The organism is Rhodoferax lithotrophicus, assembly GCF_019973615.1.
GTDB classification, from domain to species: domain Bacteria; phylum Pseudomonadota; class Gammaproteobacteria; order Burkholderiales; family Burkholderiaceae_C; genus Rhodoferax; species Rhodoferax lithotrophicus.
This window is the reverse complement of record NZ_AP024238.1, coordinates 1,578,586-1,598,249: the sequence shown is the minus strand read 5'-3', so window position 1 is coordinate 1,598,249 and position 19,664 is coordinate 1,578,586. Positions and strand designations below refer to the sequence as shown.

Genomic DNA, 19,664 nt, shown 5'->3' with positions numbered 1-19,664 from the left:
AACTGCCCGATGAATTCATCCGCCACACAAAGCGCCTCACCTTATGGCACCTTGCCTCCCACCAGCAACCCGGCGGCACGCAAGCCTGTGAGCCTGCCGCGTTTAATGGAAATGCATGCCCGGGGTGAAAAAATCGCCATGCTGACCGCCTACGATGCCACCTTTGCCGCCGTGGCCGATGCCGCCGGTGTGGAATGTATTCTGATTGGCGACTCCCTGGGCATGGTTTGTCAAGGCTTGAGCAGCACCGTGGGGGTGTCACTGGAAACCATGCGTTACCACGTCGAAAGTGTCACGCGTGGCGTGCGCCGGGTGCAAGGCACGGCCTGGATCATTGGCGACCTGCCCTATGGCACTTACCACGAGTCCAAAGAACAAGCCCTGCGCAGTGCCGCTGTCTTGATGCAAGCCGGTGCACACATGGTCAAGCTAGAGGGTGGTGGCTGGACAGCAGACACCGTGCGTTTTCTGGTGGAGCGTGGCATTCCCGTCTGTGCCCACCTCGGTTTGACACCCCAAACCGTGCACGCCCTGGGCGGTTACCGGGTTCAAGGCAAAACGGTGGAATCTGCCACCATCCTGAAACGCCATGCCCATGAACTGCAAGATGCCGGGGCCACCCTGCTGGTGCTGGAGATGGTGCCATCCGTGCTGGCGGCCGAGCTGACTGCAGAACTGCCACACTGCGCCACCATCGGCATCGGCGCGGGCAACGGCACGGCTGGTCAGGTACTGGTGTTACACGACATGCTGGGCCTGAACCTGGGCAAGATGCCCAAATTTGTGCGCAACTTCATGGCGGATCTGCCGGGCGTACAAGGCCAGCACGGCATCAAGGAAGCCATGCAAGCCTATGTTCAAGCGGTGAAAAACCTCAGCTTCCCTGACAACGCCCTGCACGCCTGGTGATACCTGGTGAGGCCAGGTCATCCCTGGTGATGCCTATTTTTTTACATCAAATTCGCCTCTAGCGCTTATCCATCAAGCGCAACGTGCTATGAAAATAATTAAGACCATTTCCGAACTGCGTGCCTATCTGGGCAACTTCAAACGCCCCGCATTTGTCCCCACCATGGGCAACTTACACGCCGGTCACCTGGCTCTGGTGCGCCAGGCCAAACCTTTGGGTGATGTGCTGGTGGTCAGTATTTTTGTCAACCGCCTGCAATTTCTGCCACACGAAGACTTTGACACCTACCCACGCACCTGGCAGGCCGATTGCCAGGCGCTGGAGCAAGCCGGTTGCGATGTGGTGTTTGCCCCCTCCGAGCAAGAGCTTTACCCCGAACCCCAGGGCTTCAAGGTGCACCCGCCAGCAGAGCTGGCCGACATTCTGGAGGGCCACTTCCGGCCCGGCTTTTTTGTCGGTGTCAGCACCGTGGTGATGAAGCTGTTTGCCTGTGTGCAACCCCGTGTGGCGGTGTTTGGCCAAAAAGACTACCAGCAGCTTATGGTGATCAAGCGCATGGCGCAGCAGTTTGCCTTGCCCATCGAAGTGCTGGGTGGCCCCACCCTGCGGGCTGAAGATGGCCTGGCCTTGTCCTCACGCAACAACTACCTGTCAGCCCCCGAGCGGGCCGAGGCCGTACACCTGTCACAAGCCCTGCAACACATGGCCCAGGCCTTGCGCGATGGCGTTACCGACGTGGCCCAGCTGGAGCAACAAGCCATGGCCGGTTTGACCGCCCGCGGCTGGCAACCCGACTACCTGGTGGTGCGCCGCCGTCATGACCTGCAAACGCCGAAAGCCGCCGAACTGGCCGATTTACTCACCCACCAGGGCCTGGTGGTTTTGGCCGCCGCCCGCCTGGGCAGCACCCGCTTGATTGACAACCTCGAAGTTTGACCTCCTGATCCATGGCGGGGGCCCCACAAAGTGCGGTGAATTTTGGCGTAGACCCACACCACGGGACATCAGGATCAAGGGGATTACAAACTACAAAATTCATAGCTTCCCACGCTTACAGGATAAGCACTGGAGGCTAAGTTTGTACGCAGATTTAACTACAAAGTGCATCCGTGGGTAGTTTAATCGGGCGCATCTCCAAGCCATAAAAGACCTCGTGCGGAGTGCGATAACCCAGGCACTTGCGCGGTCTGTGGTTGAGTCTTTAGATGGCCTCATCGACTTCAACTTGATCCACATTGAGCACACTTCGCCCCTTGGGGAAAAAGCTGGATCAAGAACGTACTCGGGTTTCGCCAGTCCAGCACGCGGGGATTGAAAAAGGCACAGGCTGAGTTCAGGCTTGTGTGTTTGGCACTCAATCTACGCTGAATGGAGGCGATGCGGGCTGTCACTGGGCATTTCCTGGCAGATTCCGACCGAATAGACGCTTGGCTGAAGTTCATTGCTAATCAGGTGTACCAATGCATCTTCACAAATGCATTGGGAGGACAAGGCGAAACAACAACGACACGAATGATTTAGAAATGAAGTTAGAAGCTTGCAGCTACCCGATTCGACCAAGGTGGCATTCAGTGAACCAACTACTTGTCATCGCGCTTCATCGTGGCATCAGCGCGAACACCCCCCAGCCCAGGTATTCACGGGTGTAAGCGGCGTAGCGCTCAGGCTCCGAGATCAGTTGGGCTCGAACCTCTTTCGCCAACTCGTCGCCGAGATTCGCTTCAAGCCATCGGCGCATTGTGAGCCATTTGGCTGCTTCATATCTATCCCAGCCGTCCTGATCCGCCAGAACCATTTCAACGACATCGTAGCCAAGGCGACTGAAAGACGCGAGAAGTTCTGGAAGCATGAGAAAGTCGGAGATGGCATTGGCAAGACACCCCTTGGCCACCTCTTCCGTCGGCGGTAACTGCCGCCAGTAGGGCTCGCCGATGAGGATGATCCCTCCGGTGCGCAGGCTCCGCGCCAGAAGCTCAATCATGCCGGCGACTCCCCCGGCGATCCAAGTGGCCCCGACACAGGCTGCCACGCTTACCCTCTCGTCAGAGATATAGCCAGCAGCATCACCATGGATAAATTTGACTTGGTCAGCGACACCAAGCTCTACAGCACGAAGCTTCGCCTGCTCAGTGAACAACTGGCTCATGTCAATGCCAGTGCCGAGGATGCCGTGGTCGCGCGCCCAAGTGCACAGCATCTCCCCCGAACCGCTGCCGAGATCCAGTACTCTGGATCCCGATTCCAGACGCAGCACCGCGCCAAGCGTGGCGAGCTTTTCGGGTGTGATCGGGTTATGGATGCGGTGAGCACTTTCAGTGATGTTGAAAATTCGTGGGATGTCCATGGCGGTAAATTTTCTTATGGATATGAATAGATTCGATCAGAACCGAACGACAGAGATCAGCGGCGCTGCTTTGTGAGGTCTGCTTTCCACTTGTAGCTTCAGATCATAGCGGGACACAGCCACACTTTTGTCGATCCACCACCACGCACACGCCAGAAACAGCCGCTGTATGGAAGCCCAATAACCGTGCTTGTGAACTCCTAAGCCAGAACTGCCATAGCGCATGTCATGCTTGCGCTAAATGCTCTTTTTCTTGTAGCAATTTTCATTTCACAGCTCCCCATACCCTGCACCTTCCACCACGCACAGAATCCGCAATGATGAGGGCCTGAGGTTTAATGCGGCTTACTTGAAGTCCACAAAAATAGCCCCAACCTGTTTGACCCCGGACTGTTTGACCAGCGTATCGCGCAAACACTCCAAGGCCTTCATCCTGCACATCGTTCGCACCGATTCCTCCGTACTCATGGCGGAGCCATAGCGTTTGGCCAGTGGCACAAACTTGTTCAGCGCAAATGTAATGAGTGCTCTGTCGTCCACAACGGGTTTCATGCTAAACACCTGCTGTGTCAGGGTTTTGATTTGAGGTTCACCCATCAAAACCGGACGATTGATTTTCAAAGCAATACCGTGTTCGATATCCGTCACATCCAGATCTGCAGGGTTCAAATCAATCGAGAATAAAAATTCCACCTCGAATTTGATCACGACTGTCGCATCTTGCTCCAGCTTAAAAAGTGCCCTGGCAATGGGTTCTACATGCACATACTGACGAACTTGTCTGACGATCGGTGGTTTGAGTTGCTCCATCAAGGCATGCTTACCCACCTCCAGACACTCACGGTAACGGGTGTAACCCTTTAGAGTCTTCTTGAGCTGGGTGATTTCCGCCTGAGTCTTCAACAACTGGTCAGCCACCGCCTGTTTTTCTCCAACAAAGCGCACCTGCATCACTACATACACCAAACATGCCGTCAGCAAGCAGCCTGAAATGGCAAAAATGGTCATCGACTCCATGATTCCAATCCCTTTATTTCAATGTGCTTTGTCCCAATTGGGCCCCACACCCACCTCGGCCAGCAAAGGCACTTTCAGGTGTGCCACACCGGCCATCAATTTGGGCACTTCATGGCGTACCCAGTCTATTTCAGCCTCAGGCACCTCAAACACCAGTTCGTCATGCACCTGCATGATCATTTTGGTGGCCAGCTTTTGCGCGTCAATCACTTGCTGCACCTTGACCATGCTGAGCTTGATCAGGTCTGCTGCCGTGCCCTGCATCGGGGCGTTGATGGCGGCACGCTCGGCCCCGCTGCGACGTGGGCCGTTGGGCGAGTTGATCTCGGGCAGGTAAAGCCTTCTGCCAAACACAGTTTCCACATAACCCTGCGCCTTGGCCAGCGCACGGGTATTTTCCATGTACAGCTTCACGCCGGGGTAGCGGTCAAAGTAGCGTTCGATGTAGTTTTTGGCGGCGGTGTTGTCAATGCCAAGGGCTTTGGCCAGACCGTAGGCACTCATGCCGTAGATCAGGCCAAAATTGATCACCTTGGCATAACGACGCTGCTCACTGCTGACCTGGGCCCGCTCGACGTTGAAAATTTCGGCAGCGGTGGCGCGGTGCACGTCCATGCCATCGTGAAACGCCAGCAGCAGCGCCGCATCCCCACTGATGTGCGCCATGATGCGTAACTCGATCTGGCTGTAATCGGCACTGGCAATCACGCTGCCCGGCGGGGCCACAAAGGCCTCGCGCACACGGCGGCCTTCGGGGGTACGCACCGGAATGTTTTGCAGGTTCGGGTCGTTGCTGCTCAAACGCCCGGTTACCGCCACGGCTTGCGCGTAATGGGTGTGCACCCGGCCGGTGGAGGGCAAAGCCAGCTGGGCCAGCTTGTCGGTGTAGGTGCCCTTGAGTTTGGACAGGCCGCGGTGCTCCAGGATTTTGGCCGGCAGCGGGTAGTCTTCTGCCAGTTTTTGCAGCACCTCGTCATCGGTACTGGGCGCGCCTGTCGGGGTTTTTTTGACCACCGGCAGGCCGAGTTTGGTAAAGAAAATTTCGCCAATCTGCTTGGGGCTGCTCAGGTTGAAAGGCTGCCCCGCCAGCTCGTGCGCCTCTTTTTCCAATTGCAGAATACGTGTCCCGAGATCATGACTTTGCGCCGCCAGAATCGGCGCATCAATCAACACACCGTTGCGCTCCACCCGGTACAAAGCCTCACTGCTCTTGATTTCCAGCTCGTAGATAAAACGCAACTTGTCATCACGCTCCAGCATCGGCCACAGGGTGTGATGTACATCCAGCGTCATGTCGGAGTCTTCACACGAATATTCGGCGGCTTTGGCCACGTCCACCTGGTCAAAACAGATCTGGTTGGCCCCTTTGCCACACAGGTCTTCAAAACTGATGCCGGTGCGCCCCAGATGCCGCTCGGCCAGGCTGGCCAGCCCATGCGGCTTGGTGACTTCCAGCACATAGCTTTGCAGCATGGTGTCGTGCGCGTAGCCCTGCACCTCAATGCCGTGGTTGGCAAACACATGGCGGTCATATTTGACATGCTGCCCGAGCTTGGGGTGGCTGGCATCCTCCAGCCAGGGTCGGAGTTTGGCCAGCACCTCGGCCAAGGGCAACTGCGGCGGTGCATCCGGGTAACTATGGGCCAGCGGGATGTAGGCCGCCTCGCCGGGAGTCACGCTGAAGCTGATGCCAACAATGTGGGCCCGCATCTCATCCAGCGAGGTGGTTTCGGTGTCAAGTGCAACCAGCTCGGCGGCCTGCAGCTTGGCCAACCAAGCATCGAACGCGTCCCAGGTCAGGATGGTGTCGTAAGTGACGCTGCTGACACGGGGAGCTGCAGCCGTTGTGGAGGGCTCCGGGTCATCGAACAGGTCACGCTCTTTGCTGAGTGCCCGCACAGAAATGGGGTCAGAGCCATCTGCGCTGCGCTTCGCGTATCCGGCTACATTTTCTGAACCAGTGGCTTCTGTGGCAGCCGCACCCAACGCCCGAGCCAGTCCCTTGAACCCATATTTTTCATAAAAAATGGCTAAAGCGCCCGTCTGCATTGCGCCAACAGCTATTGATTGCATAGCTGGCAGATCCGGCAACCAGTTGCTCAAGTCGCAGTCGGTTTTGATGGTGACGAGCTTGCGCCCGGTGGGCAACCATTCCAGGGTGTTGCGCAAATTCTCACCCACCGCACCTTTGATGTTGGCGGCGTTGGCCACGATGGCATCCAGCGAACCAAATTCGTTGAGCCACTTGGCCGCAGTCTTGGGCCCCACCTTGGGCACACCGGGCACGTTGTCCACGGTGTCGCCCACCAGTGCCTGGTAATCCCGCATCAGATGGGGTGGCACACCGAACTCGGTGGTGACACCCTCCACGTCACGTTTACGGCCATTCATGGTGTCGATGATGGTGATGCGCTCGGTGACCAACTGCGCCAGGTCTTTGTCACCACTGCTCACAATCACCTGCATACCTTGCGCCGCCGCAGTGGCTGCCAGCGTCCCAATCACGTCATCGGCCTCGACACCGGGCACATCCAGCACCTTCCAGCCCATCAGGCGCACCACCTCGTGGATCGGTTCGATCTGGCTGCGCAAGTCGTCTGGCATGGGTGAGCGATGGGCTTTGTACTGTGGGTACAACTCATCACGAAAAGTAGGGCCTTTGGCATCAAACACACAGACAGCGAATGCGGCAGGCACATCCTTGCGCAGGCTTTGCAGCATGTTGATCATGCCGCGGATCGCCCCGGTGGGCGGGCTGGTCGGGTCACCCGGCACAGCACGCAGATCGGGCATGGCGTGGAAGGCGCGGTACAGGTAGCTGGAACCATCGACCAGCAACAGGGTTTGGAGAGGAGCATTGTTCATGGCGGCATTTTGCCTGCCTCGCCGGGGAAAGCGGCTTTATCTACAATCAAAAGATGCGCTTCAATACTCTCCTCTTCCCTCTTCTTCTGGCAGTTAACACGGCCTGGAGCCAAAACCCCATTCCGGCCTCTGCCGCTTCCAGCGCTGCCCAGCCTGCCACCCACCCAACTGGCGTAGTCTCGCGCACTGAACACATTCAGGTGGAAGACTCTGGTGCCCGTATTGACGAGGAACGTGTAGGTGGCCAAACCCAAACCATTACGGTGCAACCCAAAGGGGGGTTGCCAAGCTACCAGGTCGCCCCCCAAACGGGTGAACGCACCTGGAAGGTCATGGGGTTCTGAATCATGGCGGTTTACACAGAAGTCTCTCTCTCAGAAGCCCAAGCTCTTTTTAAACAACTGAAACTGGGACATGTCACCAGCTTGAAGGGTTGCGCCGGCGGCATTGAAAACACCAACTATTTCGCCAGTGCGGAGCTTGAAGGACAAACCCATGACTATGTCCTGACGCTGTTTGAGCGCCTGAGCTTTGAACAGCTGCCGTTTTATTTGCAACTGATGAAACACCTGGCACAACATGGCATTGCCGTACCCGAGCCCACCGCCAATGACAAGGGTGCACTGGTCTTTGATGTCAAAAGCAAACCAGCGGCCGTGGTCAACAAGTTGAGCGGAGCCAGTGAACTGGCACCAACTCCCGAGCATTGCGCCCAAGTGGGGGCCATGCTGGCCCGTATGCACCTGGCCGGACGCAGTTTTGAGCCACAGCAGCCCAACCTGCGCGGCTTGAGCTGGTGGAACGACACGGTACCTGTCGTGTTGCCCTATTTGACCCAAGCTCAAAAAGCCTTGATCACCCAGGAGCTGGCCTACCAAAACCATGTTGCCGCACTGTCCAGCTATGCCGCCCTGCCGCGTGGTCCGATTCATGCCGACTTGTTTCGTGACAATGTCTTATTTGATACCGTCAACCACGCCCCTGTGCTGAGCGGTTTTTTTGACTTTTATTTTGCCGGAATAGACACCTGGATTTTTGACTTGGCGGTGTGCCTGAATGATTGGTGTATTGACCTTGAAACTGGCAAAAACAATGCGCAGAACGCTCACTCATTTATAGCATCCTATAACCAGGAACGACCTTTGCTGGCGGCCGAGCGGGCACTGCTGCCCGCCATGCTGCGCGCTGGGGCCCTGCGGTTTTGGCTCTCACGCCTGTGGGATTTTCATCTGCCACGCGAGGCCAGTATGCTGCAGGCGCACGACCCCAGCCACTTTGAGCGGGTACTCACGCAGCGGGTCAGCCATCTGCTGGACTTTGACACACTGGCGGCCTGCGCATGAAACTCAAGCTAGTTCGGGCATTCACCGGTGCCACCTGGGTCAAACTGGGGATACAAACCTATGCCAAGCAGCCACTGGCCCTGACCGGGCTGTTTTTTATGTTCATGGCACTCATGTCCGTGGCGACCATGGTGCCACTGATCGGTTTACCCATCGCCATGATGGTGCTGCCAGCCATCACCTTGGGCCTGATGGCTGCCACGCGGGAGGCGATTCAGGGGAAATTTCCCATGCCACTGATTTTGCTCTCGGGTTTGCGTGCTGGCCCGGTCAAGTTACGCGCCATGTTCAGCTTGGGGGCCATGTATGCCACAGGCTTCATGTGTGCCATGGGGGTGTCTTATCTGGTCGATGGTGGCGGCTTTGCCAACATGTATCTGGGTGGTCACGTACCAGACCGGGACATGATGGAGTCCAACGCCTTCATGGCTGCGATGTGGACGTTTATTGGCCTGCATCTGCCACTGTCTTTGTTGTTTTGGCATGCTCCAGCACTGGTTTACTGGCATGACCTGTCACCTGTCAAAGCCATGTTTTTCAGCATCGTGGCGTGTTTTAGAAATTTTTGGGCACTGACGGTATTTGCCCTGTTGTGGATGCTGGTGATGGTGGGGATGATGCTGGGGATCATGACGCTGTCATCCCTGCTGGGCAGTGCCAGCTTGGCGGGTACGCTGTTGTTTCCGGGCCTGATGCTGGTGGCCTCGATGTTTTTTACCTCGCTATATTTCACCTTTCGAGATAGTTTTGAAGCCGATCTACCAGTGAAGGAGCTAGACCTACCGTGAACACCATCCACACCCTGGCTGGGCGCACTGAATCAGAACTGCTATGGACACAGCGCCGCAGTTTCCTGCAAGCTGCCAGCGTGTGGGTCGCCATGGGCGGCTACAACACCGCACAGGCGCAAAACCGCAGCAACATTGTTGAATTGATGGGTGACGCACTGCTCAATGGTCAGCGCATGCTGCCCGAGCACACCATTCAAACCGGGGATGCCATTACCACCGGCCCCCATTCGGGTGTGATTTTTGTACTGGGCAACTCTTCTTTCAAAGTACGCCAAAACACCCAAATGGTGGTGGAACGTGGTGCCAGCCTGAACCTGGTCAGTGTGTTACGCCTGCTCACAGGCGCGGTCGTCAGCGTATGGGGCAAAGGCGGTGCGCGGCGTATTGTCACACCCACCATCACTGTGGGTATTCGCGGCACAGGAACCTACACCGAAGTGATGCCTGAGCAACATGATCGGAGTTATTTTTGTAATTGCTACGGCACGGTGGATGTGCAGGCTGGCGCGGATCATGCCATCAGCCAATCGGACTACCACCAATCATTCTGGGCCGAACCCGAGCCCACAGGCGGGCGCTTGCTGCGAGCAGCCAAAGCCATCAACCACACCGACGAAGAACTGGAATTCCTGGCCCGTCTGGTAGATCAGCGCACCAACTGGCAGATTTTGGGCCGCAAAGGGATCAAAAACGGCATGGGTTACATGGACGAACAACCCGGCCAGAAACATCCGGCCGAGTTGATGGGTCAATAACCCGGATCGATCAGATTAACGTGAAAGAACCCAACCGTCAGACGAGCAAACCCCTGACCCGACCAAGCCATACGCAAGACACGTTAATCTCAAGAAGTCAGTAAATCAGGCGTGCGCAGGCACATAGCCGTGCTTGACCAACATCTGCAACCAGCGCGGCGCATTGCGCGCCACCATCAAGGCCTCGTAGTCCACTGTTTTATCCACGTAATGCGTCTTTTTGCGCAGCATCGCATAGATCGTGCGCAGCATCTTGTGCCCCAGCGCCACGATGGATCGTTTGTGCCCCTTGCGCACGTTGAGGGCCTGAAACTTATCTTTGAGCGCGCAGCGACTGCGCCCAGCAGCTTGCGCGAACTCGCACAGCAGCCGACGCACCCAGGCGTTGCCTTTTCTGATGCGCCCACTTTTGCGCTTGCCTGCGGACTCGTTGTTGCCCGGACACATGCCCACCCAGGATGCCAGTCGCTGCGCACTGCCAAACACGCTCATGTCCACACCGATCTCCACCAGCAGCATGGCCGCTCCCATCAGGTCAATGCCCGGCAAGGTTTGCAGCAGTTGCAAAGGTACCCCATAACCGGCATCCCGCAAAGAGCGCAGCAACTCTGCATCAAAGCGGGCGATACGGTTTTCGAGCTCCTCGATATGCACCATGATTTCGGTGAGAACAAAGCGATGTGCTGGTGTGAGTTCTTCAGCCTGTAGCGCCTCAAAGATATCTTCGCGGCTGGCACGCAAGCGATTACTGGCCAAGCTCAGCACCTCGGGCACGCTTTTGCCTGCGATCAGGGCCTTCACCATGGCGCGTGCTGACTGCCCGTGCAAGTCAGACACCACCACACCCAAGCGGATACCCGCATCGGTGAGCAGTTTGTGTAACCGGTTCTTCTCGCTGGCGAGCATGCCGCCGAGCTTTTGTCTGTGTCGCGCAATATGGCGCAGGCTGCGCAGGTCAGCTTTGGCAATGAAGGAGGCCCGCAGCAGCCCGGCGCGCGCCAGTGTGGCCAGCCACTGCGCATCGGCCACATCGGTTTTGCGACCCGGCACCGCTTTGACGTGGCGGGCATTGACCACCCAAGCGATGATGCCCACTGACTCCAGGGCTGCAAATGGACTTTTCCAGTAAATGCCGGTGCTCTCCATGACAACCACATCCGGGCTGATCGAGTGCGCCCATTCGGCCAGCGCTTTGCGGTCGCGCTTGAAGCCGCCGAACTCGTGCCGCTCGACGCTGACAGTGCCATCGGCTTGCTCCACGATGGCGCAGCCGCTGATCTGGGCTTGGTGCACGTCCAGGCCAATCACGCGCTTGTAGATGGGGGTAAGTTCCATCGATATCCTCCAGTTGAAAGGTAAACTTCAAAACTGGAGGTGCCGGGGTACCCCACCGAAATTGCTTGTCCGGCCTTGCGCCCGGCAGCCCTGTTTAACGTGAGATCTCATCGGCAAAACCGATGGAGTCAATTCGGGGTACGAGTCGGTGTGGGTGAGTCAAGTTAGCTATCGGGGTGCCAGCCCCAAAGAATTTTCTCGACTTCTACCTCAGCACCTCCTCCCTCAAGTTTCTTTCATCATCCGGGGCGTCGGCCTGGATTCATGAAAGTTAGCTCAGTTTGATCGCCTTGCCACCGGCGCTCAGGTAACCCACGGCCGCACCAAAACGGTCTTTGAAGTTGGCCCGTACCAGCGGGTCTAGCGTGGCTTCCACCTTGTTGTGCAGTTTTTTGTCCCAATCACCAGGGTGCTGGAAGTTGCTGGTGATGTAAGTCCAGCCATTGAGGTCATCCACAACCCCCAAACCGGTGGATTCAGCACCCGCCGGGCAAGACTGGATGCGTGAAAGCTCCTTGGTGTCGACGTTGTAAGCCCACAAGAAGTTGTTGACGTGCATGCCGCTGTCTTCGCCAATGAACAGCGTGCGCAGTTTTTCTGAGAACTTGATGTTGTCTGGGTTGGCAATCTTGTCGGCGTGTGCGGTGTTGCCCAAGGCATCCGGCGTGACCAAATCTTCACCCACCAGAGCTTCCGGGGCGGCCATGTCCACCGCCACCCAGTCACTGGCAATCGCTGTGCCTGACAGGTCGTTTTGTCCGCCTTTAAGGTTCAATGCATACACAGCACCGGCTTTGGGGCCTTGCACCTTGATGTCACTAGAACCATCCACCATGGAGGCCTGGATGTAGCTCATGGCCGAATAAGCCACTTTGTCCTTGATGTTGAGCGTGGTGCCTTCCATCTTGGTGAAGCCCATACTGGCTCCCTTGAGTGCGGCGTAGCGGTGGGTTTCAAGAAAGGCTGCTGCTTTGTCCATACCCGACTTGAGCTTGACCCAGTTGGTTTTGCCGGAGTATTGAATTTTGGTAAAGCTGGCATCCATCGGGTCTGTGGTTTTGACTTCCATGATGTCTGTGGGTTTCAGCGTATTGGCCAAGGCCTCGATTTCCTTGCTACTGGCATGGCCCAACTTGATCCACGACAGCGTGGCACTGCCTGGGCCTGCACCTGATGTTTGCGTCCACTTGGCCACATACAAGGTACCCGCGGACAACTGCGCCGCTTTGTCAGCAACAAACATGAACAGACCGCCGTTGGTGTAGTCGTCCCCCATCAAGGCAGTACGCTGGTCAGGCATCACTTGCACCAGTTCACGGGAAATACGGCCCATACAGAAATGCTTGACGATGGTGGCTGTGCCATCCGAATTGACGGTGACTTCTGGCAGATGCCCATAATGGTACGGGTTGGCCACGGATTCATCACCAAACAGACTCTTGCTGAAGGCCTTAAAACGCTTGTCATTGGCCACGGCAAAGGCATCCGGCTCATATTCTTCGCTGGACAGGTGTGTGTTCCAGGGGGACAGGCTGGACGCACAGGTGATCCACAAGCCATTCACTTCCGAAGTGTCTACATTGTGGTATTTCACCAACCTTAGTTGACCGGTGGCCTGATCCTGATCCAGTGTCAGCACCGCCATGGGGGATGGCAATGTGCCATAACGGTCATTTCCTGCCTGATCACGGGTCACGTACTCAAACTGCACCACCGCAAACACCGCTTTGCCCTTGATACCCTTGACCGTTGTCTTGGGCAACTGCAACAAGGACGTGCCGTCCGGGCAATCCGAGAAAAATTGACGCTCTTTGCCAGCGACCGTTTTGTCCATGATCGGGCGATTCACGATGTCGAAGTAACCACCAGCCACCACGGAACCACCCTGACCATCGGGCACGCGGTCACCGGTGATGAAAAATGACTGGTGTGCCAGTGCTTGGGTGGTGCCGCCCACCTTCAGACTCGAAGCCACCGTGGTTGCGGCCATGGCAGCAGGGTTGGCCAACGTAGGTGCAGCCATGGAAGTAAACGTTGCAGAGGCCGATGCCCCACCCACAGGCGCAGTACTTGCACCCGATGTGGCGCAGCCAGCCATCAGTGAGCTGACCGACATGGCTCCGAGTGGCAAAATGGGTGCACTGGCTAAAAACTTGAGTGCCTGACGGCGTGAAGGTTGAGGCAAATGAGACATGATTTTCCAAAAATTAATCGTTGAGAAGTGCACGCACCGTGCACCACGTGCGACGGCTGCAAACCAGCGTGATCGTATGAACGTGATGTGACAGTTTTGTGAATACAGCCGCAGAATTGTGGGCAAAAATTGACACCCCATTCTGTTTATGGACTGAAGACATGTCGTACGCAGTGAATCAACGACGCTGTAATCAACCCAGGAAATGCTTGCGATAGCGCGCTGGCAAATCGGTAAGGCGCATGAGCATGGGCAAATCAGCACTGTTGAAATCCGGGTCCCAGGCTGGCGCGCCCAGCACTTTGGCCCCCAGACGCAAATAGCCTTTGATCAATGCCGGGGGTTCAACGTCCAGAAAACAGTTGAGATGCTCCACCGGCAAAGGCAAACGTGGCCGCACATGCAACTCAATCGGTGCCAGTTGCGTGGTTTTCAGTTGTTGCCAAATACTGGCAGCCACATCACCGCTGACGATACCGTTGTGCAGCATGGGAATACTGGCGCAGCCAATCATGGTGTCGAGCTGATTACGCACCATGAATTCGGCCAACGCACCCCATAGCGCCATGATCACGCCACCATGTCGATGGTCCGGGTGCACGCAACTACGTCCCAACTCCACCATGCGCTCACGCAAGCCGCGCAGTCGAGTCAAATCAAATTCGGTATCGCTGTAAGTGCTGCCCACACGCTTGGCCTGTGCGGGTGTGAGCACGCGGTAGGTACCCACCACCTCTTCGGTGGCCTGATCACGCACCAGCAAGTGTTCGCAGTAATTGTCAAACAGGTCAATGTCGTGTCCGGCCACCGGTGTGGTCAGGCGGGCACCCATTTCGTCTGCAAAAACCCGGTACCTCAGACGTTGGGCCTGCCGGACTTCGTCTGCATGTCGGGCCCACGACACCAGCAGACCAGCGCGCTCCACTTTGGAAGCCGAAGGTAACGCTTCAAACTGGCCCGTTTCGGATCGGTGAAGTGACCCCCTGGGCAGGGAAACCGGGGAAAATGCAAAGGTGGGGTTAGGCAGATCTCTCATGTCGTACTCCTTGGTTGAACAAGGTAATGATCGCCACACCAAGTGACAGGCTCATGGCGTTTTGATGGCAGTTGTATGACACACCTGCTGAAACCCTGCTGGCCTCAAAAACCGGACAAATGTCTTGAAATTGACATCTTTTTGTCACACAAAATCCATAAACTCACACCATGAAACACGGTACATTCCTGGCAGCCATTGATCTTGGCTCGAACAGTTTTCGTCTAGAAATTGGTCGCTACGACCACGGCCAACTGCAGCGCGTGGATTACCTCAAAGAAACAGTTCGTCTGGGCAACGGCTTTGACGAAGACCGCAATTTATCGCTAGAGGCCATGAACCGTGGCTGGGACTGCTTAGCACGCTTTGCCGAACGCCTGAACGGCTTCAAGCCCGAACAGATGCGTGCCGTGGCCACCCAAACCCTGCGCGAAGCCAAAAACCGGGAAGAATTCATCCAGCGTGGCTGCCAGATTCTGGGCTACCCCATTGAAGTGATTGCCGGCACCGAAGAAGCGCGCCTGATCTACCAGGGCGTGACACATTTGTTACCGCAAAATTCTGAACGCCGCCTGGTGATCGATATTGGGGGACGCTCCACCGAACTGGTTTTGGGCACGGGTACACAAACCCTGCAAACTGCCTCGTTCCGGGTGGGCAGTGTGGCTTGGTCCATGAAATATTTTCCCAAAGGGGACTTCACGGAAACCACCATGTACCGCGCAGAAATTGCCGCACAAGCCGTGCTTGAAGAGGCGCTCACCCATTACCCGCGAAACCAATGGGACAGTGCGTATGGGGCTTCCGGCACAGTAGGTGCAGTGGCTGATGTTCTTGAAATGGCCGGCTGGCCTGCCAGACTGATCAGTCGTGAGGGTTTGAACTGGCTGGTCAAATGCATGCTGCGTGCAGGTAATGCCAGCAAGTTGCAGCTCGAAGGTCTGAAAGATGACCGACGCGCGGTGATTGGTGGCGGCGTGAGTGTGTTGCGCGGGCTGATGACGTTGCTGCACATCGACACCCTGCATGTCGCCCAAGGTGCGCTACGTCATGGGGTGCTGCTGGAGATGGTTGAACGTGATGGCCATGATACCGATGCACGGGATGCCTCGGTGCAGCGCTTGTCGCAAAAGTTTGCCATCGACAGCGCACAGGCAGAACGGGTCAGCCAAGTTGCTGGCCGCTTGCTTGAACACATCTTGCCGGCCCCATCTACCCGCACAGCCGAACTCAAACGCAAGCTACGTTGGGCTGCTTTGCTGCATGAAATTGGCATGGCCATTTCCACCAGCGACTACCACAAACACGGTGCCTACATTCTCGAAAACGCCGACACCGTTGGCTTCAGCATGACAGAACTCTATCGGCTGGGGCTGCTGGTGCTTGGCCACCGTGGCAAGCTCAAAAAATTGGATGCCGATTTTGATGAACCCGATTCCATCAAACTGCTGCTGTCCTTGCGCCTGGCTGTGATTTTGTGCCATGCCCGGCAAAGCCCGCAGATTCAGGATATGGCCTTGAGTTGCAACGAGCAGCGGCAACGCCTTAGCCTGACCGTGAGCAACAGCTGGAGCATGCAGTTTCCGCAATCGGCGCACCTTCTGCGCCAAGAGTGCCTGGCTTGGCAAAAGACCGACTGGACGTTTGAGCTGGTGGTGCTTTGATTTGATTTGACAAAAGATATAAACGGTATAAACTGTTTATATCTTTCAACTTCAAAGGAACTTTATGGCGACCACCACATCAACCACGCAACCCGTCACCGAAAAAGCCCTCGTCGAAACCCAGCCCGCAGTCACTCAACCTGAAACTCAGATAGCGGTCAAAAGCGCCCCGGCTAAATCCAGTGCCAAAACCAGCGTAAAAAAAGTCACCCCCAAGGCAGCACCTGTGGTCGTCAGTAAAACCGTGGTGCGCAAACCTGCTGTGACTAAACCTGCTGTGACTAAACCTGCTGTGACTAAACCTGCTGTGACTAAACCTGCTGTGACTAAACCTGCTGTGACTAAACCTGCTGTGACTAAACCTGCTGTGACTAAACCTGCTGTGACTAAACCTGCTGTGACTAAACCTGCTGTGACTAAACCTGCTGTAGCTAAACCTGCTGTAGCTAAACCTGTGACAACCAAACCTGCTGCTGCCAAACCAACTGCATCCAAGCCGGTGACGGTTCCAGTGGAAGTGATCAAGGTGAAAAAATCCAAACTGGTGCGCGACAGCTTCACCATGCCCAAAGACGAGTACGCCGCCATTGACAGCCTCAAACTGCGCGCGGGCAAACTAGGGCAATCCGTGAAGAAAAGTGAATTACTCCGCGCTGGTATCAAAGCGCTGGCAGCCATGAGCGACATTGCTTACAAGCTTGCCTTGAGCAATGTCCCCACCATCAAAACCGGCCGGCCTAAAGATGCCAAGTGATCCCAAACTGAACGGCTAAATCAATTCGGGGCTGATCACCGTGAGTAATGAGGTACTCCACTGGTCTTCGCGTGCGCGGCTGCGCAACCACCACACAGCGCCCTTGCGGATGTCACACACAGCCTCGGAGCTCCCCAGCAAACGGGCGGCCAACTGACCTAAAACAGGTTGATGTCCTACCAATAACACCGCACCTTTGTGCGGTGGTCCGACATCTGGCGACCATTTGATCAGCGCCAGCAATTCATCGGCCGAGCTTTCTGGCACCAGTTCATCCCGCAGCTTGTATTTGCGCCCGAGTGCTTTGGCCGTTTGCTCGGCCCGCCTGGCCGGGCTGACCAGCACACGTGTACTCTCAGGCAACTGGCGGTCAAGCCACTTGGCTACCCGGGCCGCCTGCCCCTCGCCCTTGGGCGTGAGTGCACGCGAAGCATCATCAAAGCCAGGCAAGGCATCAAAGGCTTGCGCATGTCGCCACAAAATCAGATCCATGTCAAACCACTTATAGAGGTATTCACGCTTTGGCTGAATACATTGCCATCAGCTTGCCTTGTGCACCCAAAGTAGCTTTTGTCTTGGCGGCAAGACGACTGCGCGTCGGGCTGACCTGGGTGTAATGACCGTCGGGGTGCATCGTCCAGGCATCCACCGTGTCGTGTAAATAGGTGTTCAGGCACTCGTCCACCACGCGTTGACGCAAGACCGCGTTTTCTACCGGCCAAGCCAGCTCTACCCGGCGCAACATGTTGCGGCTCATCCAGTCGGCGCTGGACAGATACAAGGTTTCCTGCGTACCCATCTGGAAGTAAAACACCCGGGAGTGCTCCAGAAACCGCCCGATGATGGAGCGCACACGTATGTTGTCCGTGAAGCCGACTCGCTGCGCGGGCAGCATACAGGCTCCGCGAACGATCAGATCTACCGCCACCCCGGCCTGACCAGCACGCACCAGCGCTTCCATCAATTTTTCATCCGTGAGCGTATTCATCTTCAGAATGATGCGGCTTGTCACACCTGCTGCAGCGGCCTTGGCCGTTTTATCCACCAGCTCAATCAGGCTGCGCTGCAAGGCAAATGGGGCCAGGATCAGCTTGTTCAGGCGCGGAATACGGCTCTGGTTGGCCAGCAGGCCAAAAACGGCTTCAATGTCCTGGGTAATCTTGGGGTCACGCGTCAGATAACTCATATCCGTATACAGCCGCGCCGTTTTCGGGTTGTAGTTACCGGTAGACAAATGTGCGTAGCGGCAAATGCTGCGCCCTTCCCGGCGCGACACCAGCAGCATCTTGGCATGGGTTTTCAGGCCCACCACGCCATACACCACCTGCGCGCCGATGTATTCCAGCTTTTCGGCCCAGTTGATGTTGGCCTCTTCGTCAAAGCGGGCCTTGAGTTCCACCACCACGGTCACTTCTTTGCCACGCTGCACCGCCTGGCGCAGCAACTCCATCAGCGCCGAGTCCGACCCGGTGCGGTAAATGGTTTGCTTGATGGCCAACACATCAGGATCATTCACAGCTTCGCGCAAAAAGGCCAGAACCCCGTCAAAACTCTCGTAAGGTTGATGAATCAGCACGTCACCGGCTTGAAGCTGCTCAAAAATCGGCGTGTTCGGAGCCAGTTGCTGTGGAAAACTGGGCTCATAAGAAGGGAACAACCACTTGGGCTGATCCACCAGATCAATCAACTGGTTCAACCGCACCAGGTTCACCGGGCCATGCACCCGGTACAGCGCAGAGGTCGGCAGCTCAAACTGGCGCAACAACATATCAGACAAAGACTCGGCACAACCCGCCGACACCTCCAGACGCACGGCCTGACCATAGTTACGGTGATCCAGACCCTGGCGCAGCGCGGTGCGCAGGTTTTTGACATCTTCTTCATCGACCGACAAGTCTGAGTGACGGGTAACGCGAAATTGCGAAAAATCTCCCACCGTACGGCCTGGAAACAGGTCTTTGAGGTGACTGCGGATAACACTTGAAATCGACACAAACAGCGTGCGCTTGCCCGAGAGTTTCTCTGGCAAGCGGATAAAACGCGGCAAGCTGCGCGGCACTTTGACAATGGCAATCTCATTCTCGCGGCCAAACGCATCATGGCCGGACAAACGCACAATGAAATTCAGCGACTTGTTGGCCACCTGTGGAAACGGATGCGCCGGGTCCAACCCCACCGGCAATAGCAATGGGCGCACTTCGCGCTCAAAAAATGACTTCACCCAACGTTGCTGCGCCAGCGTACGCTCACTGTGCGACACCACGCGAATACCTTCTTTGGCAAAAGCGGGCAACAACACGTCGTTGTACAGCGTGTACTGGGTCGCCACCAAACTATGAGCTACCAAACTCAGGGCCTCTTGCGCTTGCGCATCAATGGCACTCAGATCGGCTTTGGGCTTGGCCAGGCTGGTGTAAAGCGCGGCCCGTACCTCAAAAAACTCATCCAGATTGGACGACACAATACACAAGTAGCGCAGCCGCTCCAGCAAGGGCACGTCTGGCTTTTGTGCCCAGTGCAACACGCGGGCGTTAAACGCCAGCAGACTCATGTCACGGTCGATCCAGCGGGTATCAACAGGCGTTGGCATGGGGGAAACTGGAGAAGGTGAAACGGCCATCGTGCAGATCAAGGTGTGTCAATTCTGCCAATTGTG

The 19,664-nt window shown here is 56.4% G+C and carries 16 protein-coding genes and 2 pseudogenes; 9 read left to right on the top strand and 9 right to left on the bottom strand.

Features of this window, described 5'->3' with window-relative positions; genetic code table 11:
• Nucleotides 1-9: 9 nt before the first annotated feature.
• The 3 genes and pseudogenes from panB to LDN84_RS07385 all read left to right on the top strand — a co-directional run.
• Complete coding sequence (gene panB, locus LDN84_RS07395) at nt 10-909, top strand: 3-methyl-2-oxobutanoate hydroxymethyltransferase (RefSeq protein ID WP_223910557.1); 900 nt, start codon at nt 10-12, stop codon at nt 907-909.
• 88 nt (nt 910-997) lie between these two features.
• On the top strand, nt 998-1,846 hold the full coding sequence (gene panC / locus LDN84_RS07390) for a pantoate--beta-alanine ligase (RefSeq protein WP_223910555.1): 849 nt from the start codon (nt 998-1,000) through the stop codon (nt 1,844-1,846).
• A gap of 330 nt (nt 1,847-2,176) precedes the next feature.
• Nucleotides 2,177-2,278 (top strand): annotated as a pseudogene (locus LDN84_RS07385) (transposase); the annotation flags it as partial.
• A 229-nt stretch (nt 2,279-2,507) separates the two neighbouring features.
• Here LDN84_RS07385 and LDN84_RS07380 read toward each other — a convergent pair.
• The 3 genes from LDN84_RS07380 to polA form a co-directional block, all read right to left on the bottom strand.
• Nucleotides 2,508-3,254, bottom strand: coding sequence for an SAM-dependent methyltransferase (locus LDN84_RS07380; protein ID WP_223910552.1), 747 nt, complete (start codon nt 3,252-3,254; stop codon nt 2,508-2,510).
• Nucleotides 3,255-3,599: 345 nt separating this feature from the next.
• Nucleotides 3,600-4,271 carry a hypothetical protein gene (locus LDN84_RS07375; RefSeq protein WP_223910549.1) on the bottom strand — a complete coding sequence of 224 codons (672 nt, stop codon included), beginning with the start codon at nt 4,269-4,271 and terminating at the stop codon, nt 3,600-3,602.
• Between the two features lie 18 nt (nt 4,272-4,289).
• Entirely contained in the window at nt 4,290-7,136 is a 2,847-nt protein-coding gene (polA, locus tag LDN84_RS07370) for a DNA polymerase I (protein ID WP_223910545.1), read from the bottom strand.
• A gap of 53 nt (nt 7,137-7,189) precedes the next feature.
• Between polA and LDN84_RS07365 the strand changes: the two genes are divergently transcribed.
• From LDN84_RS07365 to LDN84_RS07350, 4 genes are read left to right on the top strand one after another with little or no spacing between them, the layout of a single operon-like run.
• Entirely contained in the window at nt 7,190-7,480 is a 291-nt protein-coding gene (locus LDN84_RS07365) for a hypothetical protein (RefSeq protein WP_223910542.1), read from the top strand.
• Between the two features lie 3 nt (nt 7,481-7,483).
• On the top strand, nt 7,484-8,479 hold the full coding sequence (locus LDN84_RS07360) for a homoserine kinase (RefSeq protein ID WP_223910540.1): 996 nt from the start codon (nt 7,484-7,486) through the stop codon (nt 8,477-8,479).
• Nucleotides 8,476-9,267 (top strand): BPSS1780 family membrane protein, encoded by a 792-nt coding sequence (locus LDN84_RS07355; RefSeq protein WP_223910538.1) that lies wholly within the window; start codon nt 8,476-8,478, stop codon nt 9,265-9,267. The genes LDN84_RS07360 and LDN84_RS07355 overlap by 4 nt, the downstream gene beginning before the upstream one ends.
• A complete protein-coding gene (locus LDN84_RS07350; protein ID WP_223910535.1) occupies nt 9,264-10,025 on the top strand; it encodes a FecR family protein in 762 nt (253 codons plus the stop codon). The genes LDN84_RS07355 and LDN84_RS07350 overlap by 4 nt, the downstream gene beginning before the upstream one ends.
• Before the next feature lie 105 nt (nt 10,026-10,130).
• On the opposite strand, the gene LDN84_RS07345 is transcribed toward LDN84_RS07350, so the two are convergent.
• The 3 genes from LDN84_RS07345 to LDN84_RS07335 form a co-directional block, all read right to left on the bottom strand.
• The gene (locus LDN84_RS07345; protein WP_223910532.1) at nt 10,131-11,360 is read right to left on the bottom strand and encodes an IS110 family RNA-guided transposase; all 1,230 of its coding nucleotides are present in this window, start codon (nt 11,358-11,360) and stop codon (nt 10,131-10,133) included.
• Between the two features lie 271 nt (nt 11,361-11,631).
• Complete coding sequence (locus LDN84_RS07340) at nt 11,632-13,554, bottom strand: PhoX family protein (RefSeq protein WP_223910530.1); 1,923 nt, start codon at nt 13,552-13,554, stop codon at nt 11,632-11,634.
• 193 nt (nt 13,555-13,747) lie between these two features.
• Entirely contained in the window at nt 13,748-14,590 is an 843-nt protein-coding gene (locus LDN84_RS07335; RefSeq protein WP_223910527.1) for a GNAT family N-acetyltransferase, read from the bottom strand.
• A 170-nt stretch (nt 14,591-14,760) separates the two neighbouring features.
• Here LDN84_RS07335 and ppx point away from each other — a divergent pair, with 170 nt between their 5' ends.
• Complete coding sequence (gene ppx / locus LDN84_RS07330) at nt 14,761-16,254, top strand: exopolyphosphatase (protein ID WP_223910524.1); 1,494 nt, start codon at nt 14,761-14,763, stop codon at nt 16,252-16,254.
• A gap of 79 nt (nt 16,255-16,333) precedes the next feature.
• On the opposite strand, the pseudogene LDN84_RS22840 reads toward ppx, so the two are convergent.
• Nucleotides 16,334-16,660, bottom strand: a pseudogene (locus LDN84_RS22840) (pentapeptide repeat-containing protein); the annotation flags it as partial.
• A 120-nt stretch (nt 16,661-16,780) separates the two neighbouring features.
• Here LDN84_RS22840 and LDN84_RS07315 point away from each other — a divergent pair.
• Nucleotides 16,781-17,008, top strand: coding sequence for a hypothetical protein (locus tag LDN84_RS07315; RefSeq protein WP_223913306.1), 228 nt, complete (start codon nt 16,781-16,783; stop codon nt 17,006-17,008).
• Nucleotides 17,009-17,023: 15 nt separating this feature from the next.
• Here LDN84_RS07315 and LDN84_RS07310 read toward each other — a convergent pair whose 3' ends face one another.
• Nucleotides 17,024-17,500, bottom strand: coding sequence for a SixA phosphatase family protein (locus tag LDN84_RS07310; protein WP_223910521.1), 477 nt, complete (start codon nt 17,498-17,500; stop codon nt 17,024-17,026).
• Between the two features lie 22 nt (nt 17,501-17,522).
• Complete coding sequence (gene ppk1 / locus LDN84_RS07305) at nt 17,523-19,598, bottom strand: polyphosphate kinase 1 (RefSeq protein ID WP_223910518.1); 2,076 nt, start codon at nt 19,596-19,598, stop codon at nt 17,523-17,525.
• Between the last annotated feature and the right edge of the window lie 66 nt (nt 19,599-19,664).

Excerpts from the sequence above, each read along its gene's own strand:
- panB (WP_223910557.1), top strand. The coding sequence starts at position 10 with ATGAATTCATCCGCCACACAAAGCGCCTCACCTTATGGCACCTTGCCT.
- panC (WP_223910555.1), top strand. The coding sequence starts at position 998 with ATGAAAATAATTAAGACCATTTCCGAACTGCGTGCCTATCTGGGCAAC.
- LDN84_RS07380 (WP_223910552.1), bottom strand. The coding sequence starts at position 3,254 with ATGGACATCCCACGAATTTTCAACATCACTGAAAGTGCTCACCGCATC.
- LDN84_RS07375 (WP_223910549.1), bottom strand. The coding sequence starts at position 4,271 with ATGGAGTCGATGACCATTTTTGCCATTTCAGGCTGCTTGCTGACGGCA.
- polA (WP_223910545.1), bottom strand. The coding sequence starts at position 7,136 with ATGAACAATGCTCCTCTCCAAACCCTGTTGCTGGTCGATGGTTCCAGC.
- LDN84_RS07365 (WP_223910542.1), top strand. The coding sequence starts at position 7,190 with ATGCGCTTCAATACTCTCCTCTTCCCTCTTCTTCTGGCAGTTAACACG.
- LDN84_RS07360 (WP_223910540.1), top strand. The coding sequence starts at position 7,484 with ATGGCGGTTTACACAGAAGTCTCTCTCTCAGAAGCCCAAGCTCTTTTT.
- LDN84_RS07355 (WP_223910538.1), top strand. The coding sequence starts at position 8,476 with ATGAAACTCAAGCTAGTTCGGGCATTCACCGGTGCCACCTGGGTCAAA.
- LDN84_RS07345 (WP_223910532.1), bottom strand. The coding sequence starts at position 11,360 with ATGGAACTTACCCCCATCTACAAGCGCGTGATTGGCCTGGACGTGCAC.
- LDN84_RS07340 (WP_223910530.1), bottom strand. The coding sequence starts at position 13,554 with ATGTCTCATTTGCCTCAACCTTCACGCCGTCAGGCACTCAAGTTTTTA.
- LDN84_RS07335 (WP_223910527.1), bottom strand. The coding sequence starts at position 14,590 with ATGAGAGATCTGCCTAACCCCACCTTTGCATTTTCCCCGGTTTCCCTG.
- ppx (WP_223910524.1), top strand. The coding sequence starts at position 14,761 with ATGAAACACGGTACATTCCTGGCAGCCATTGATCTTGGCTCGAACAGT.
- LDN84_RS07310 (WP_223910521.1), bottom strand. The coding sequence starts at position 17,500 with ATGGATCTGATTTTGTGGCGACATGCGCAAGCCTTTGATGCCTTGCCT.
- ppk1 (WP_223910518.1), bottom strand. The coding sequence starts at position 19,598 with ATGCCAACGCCTGTTGATACCCGCTGGATCGACCGTGACATGAGTCTG.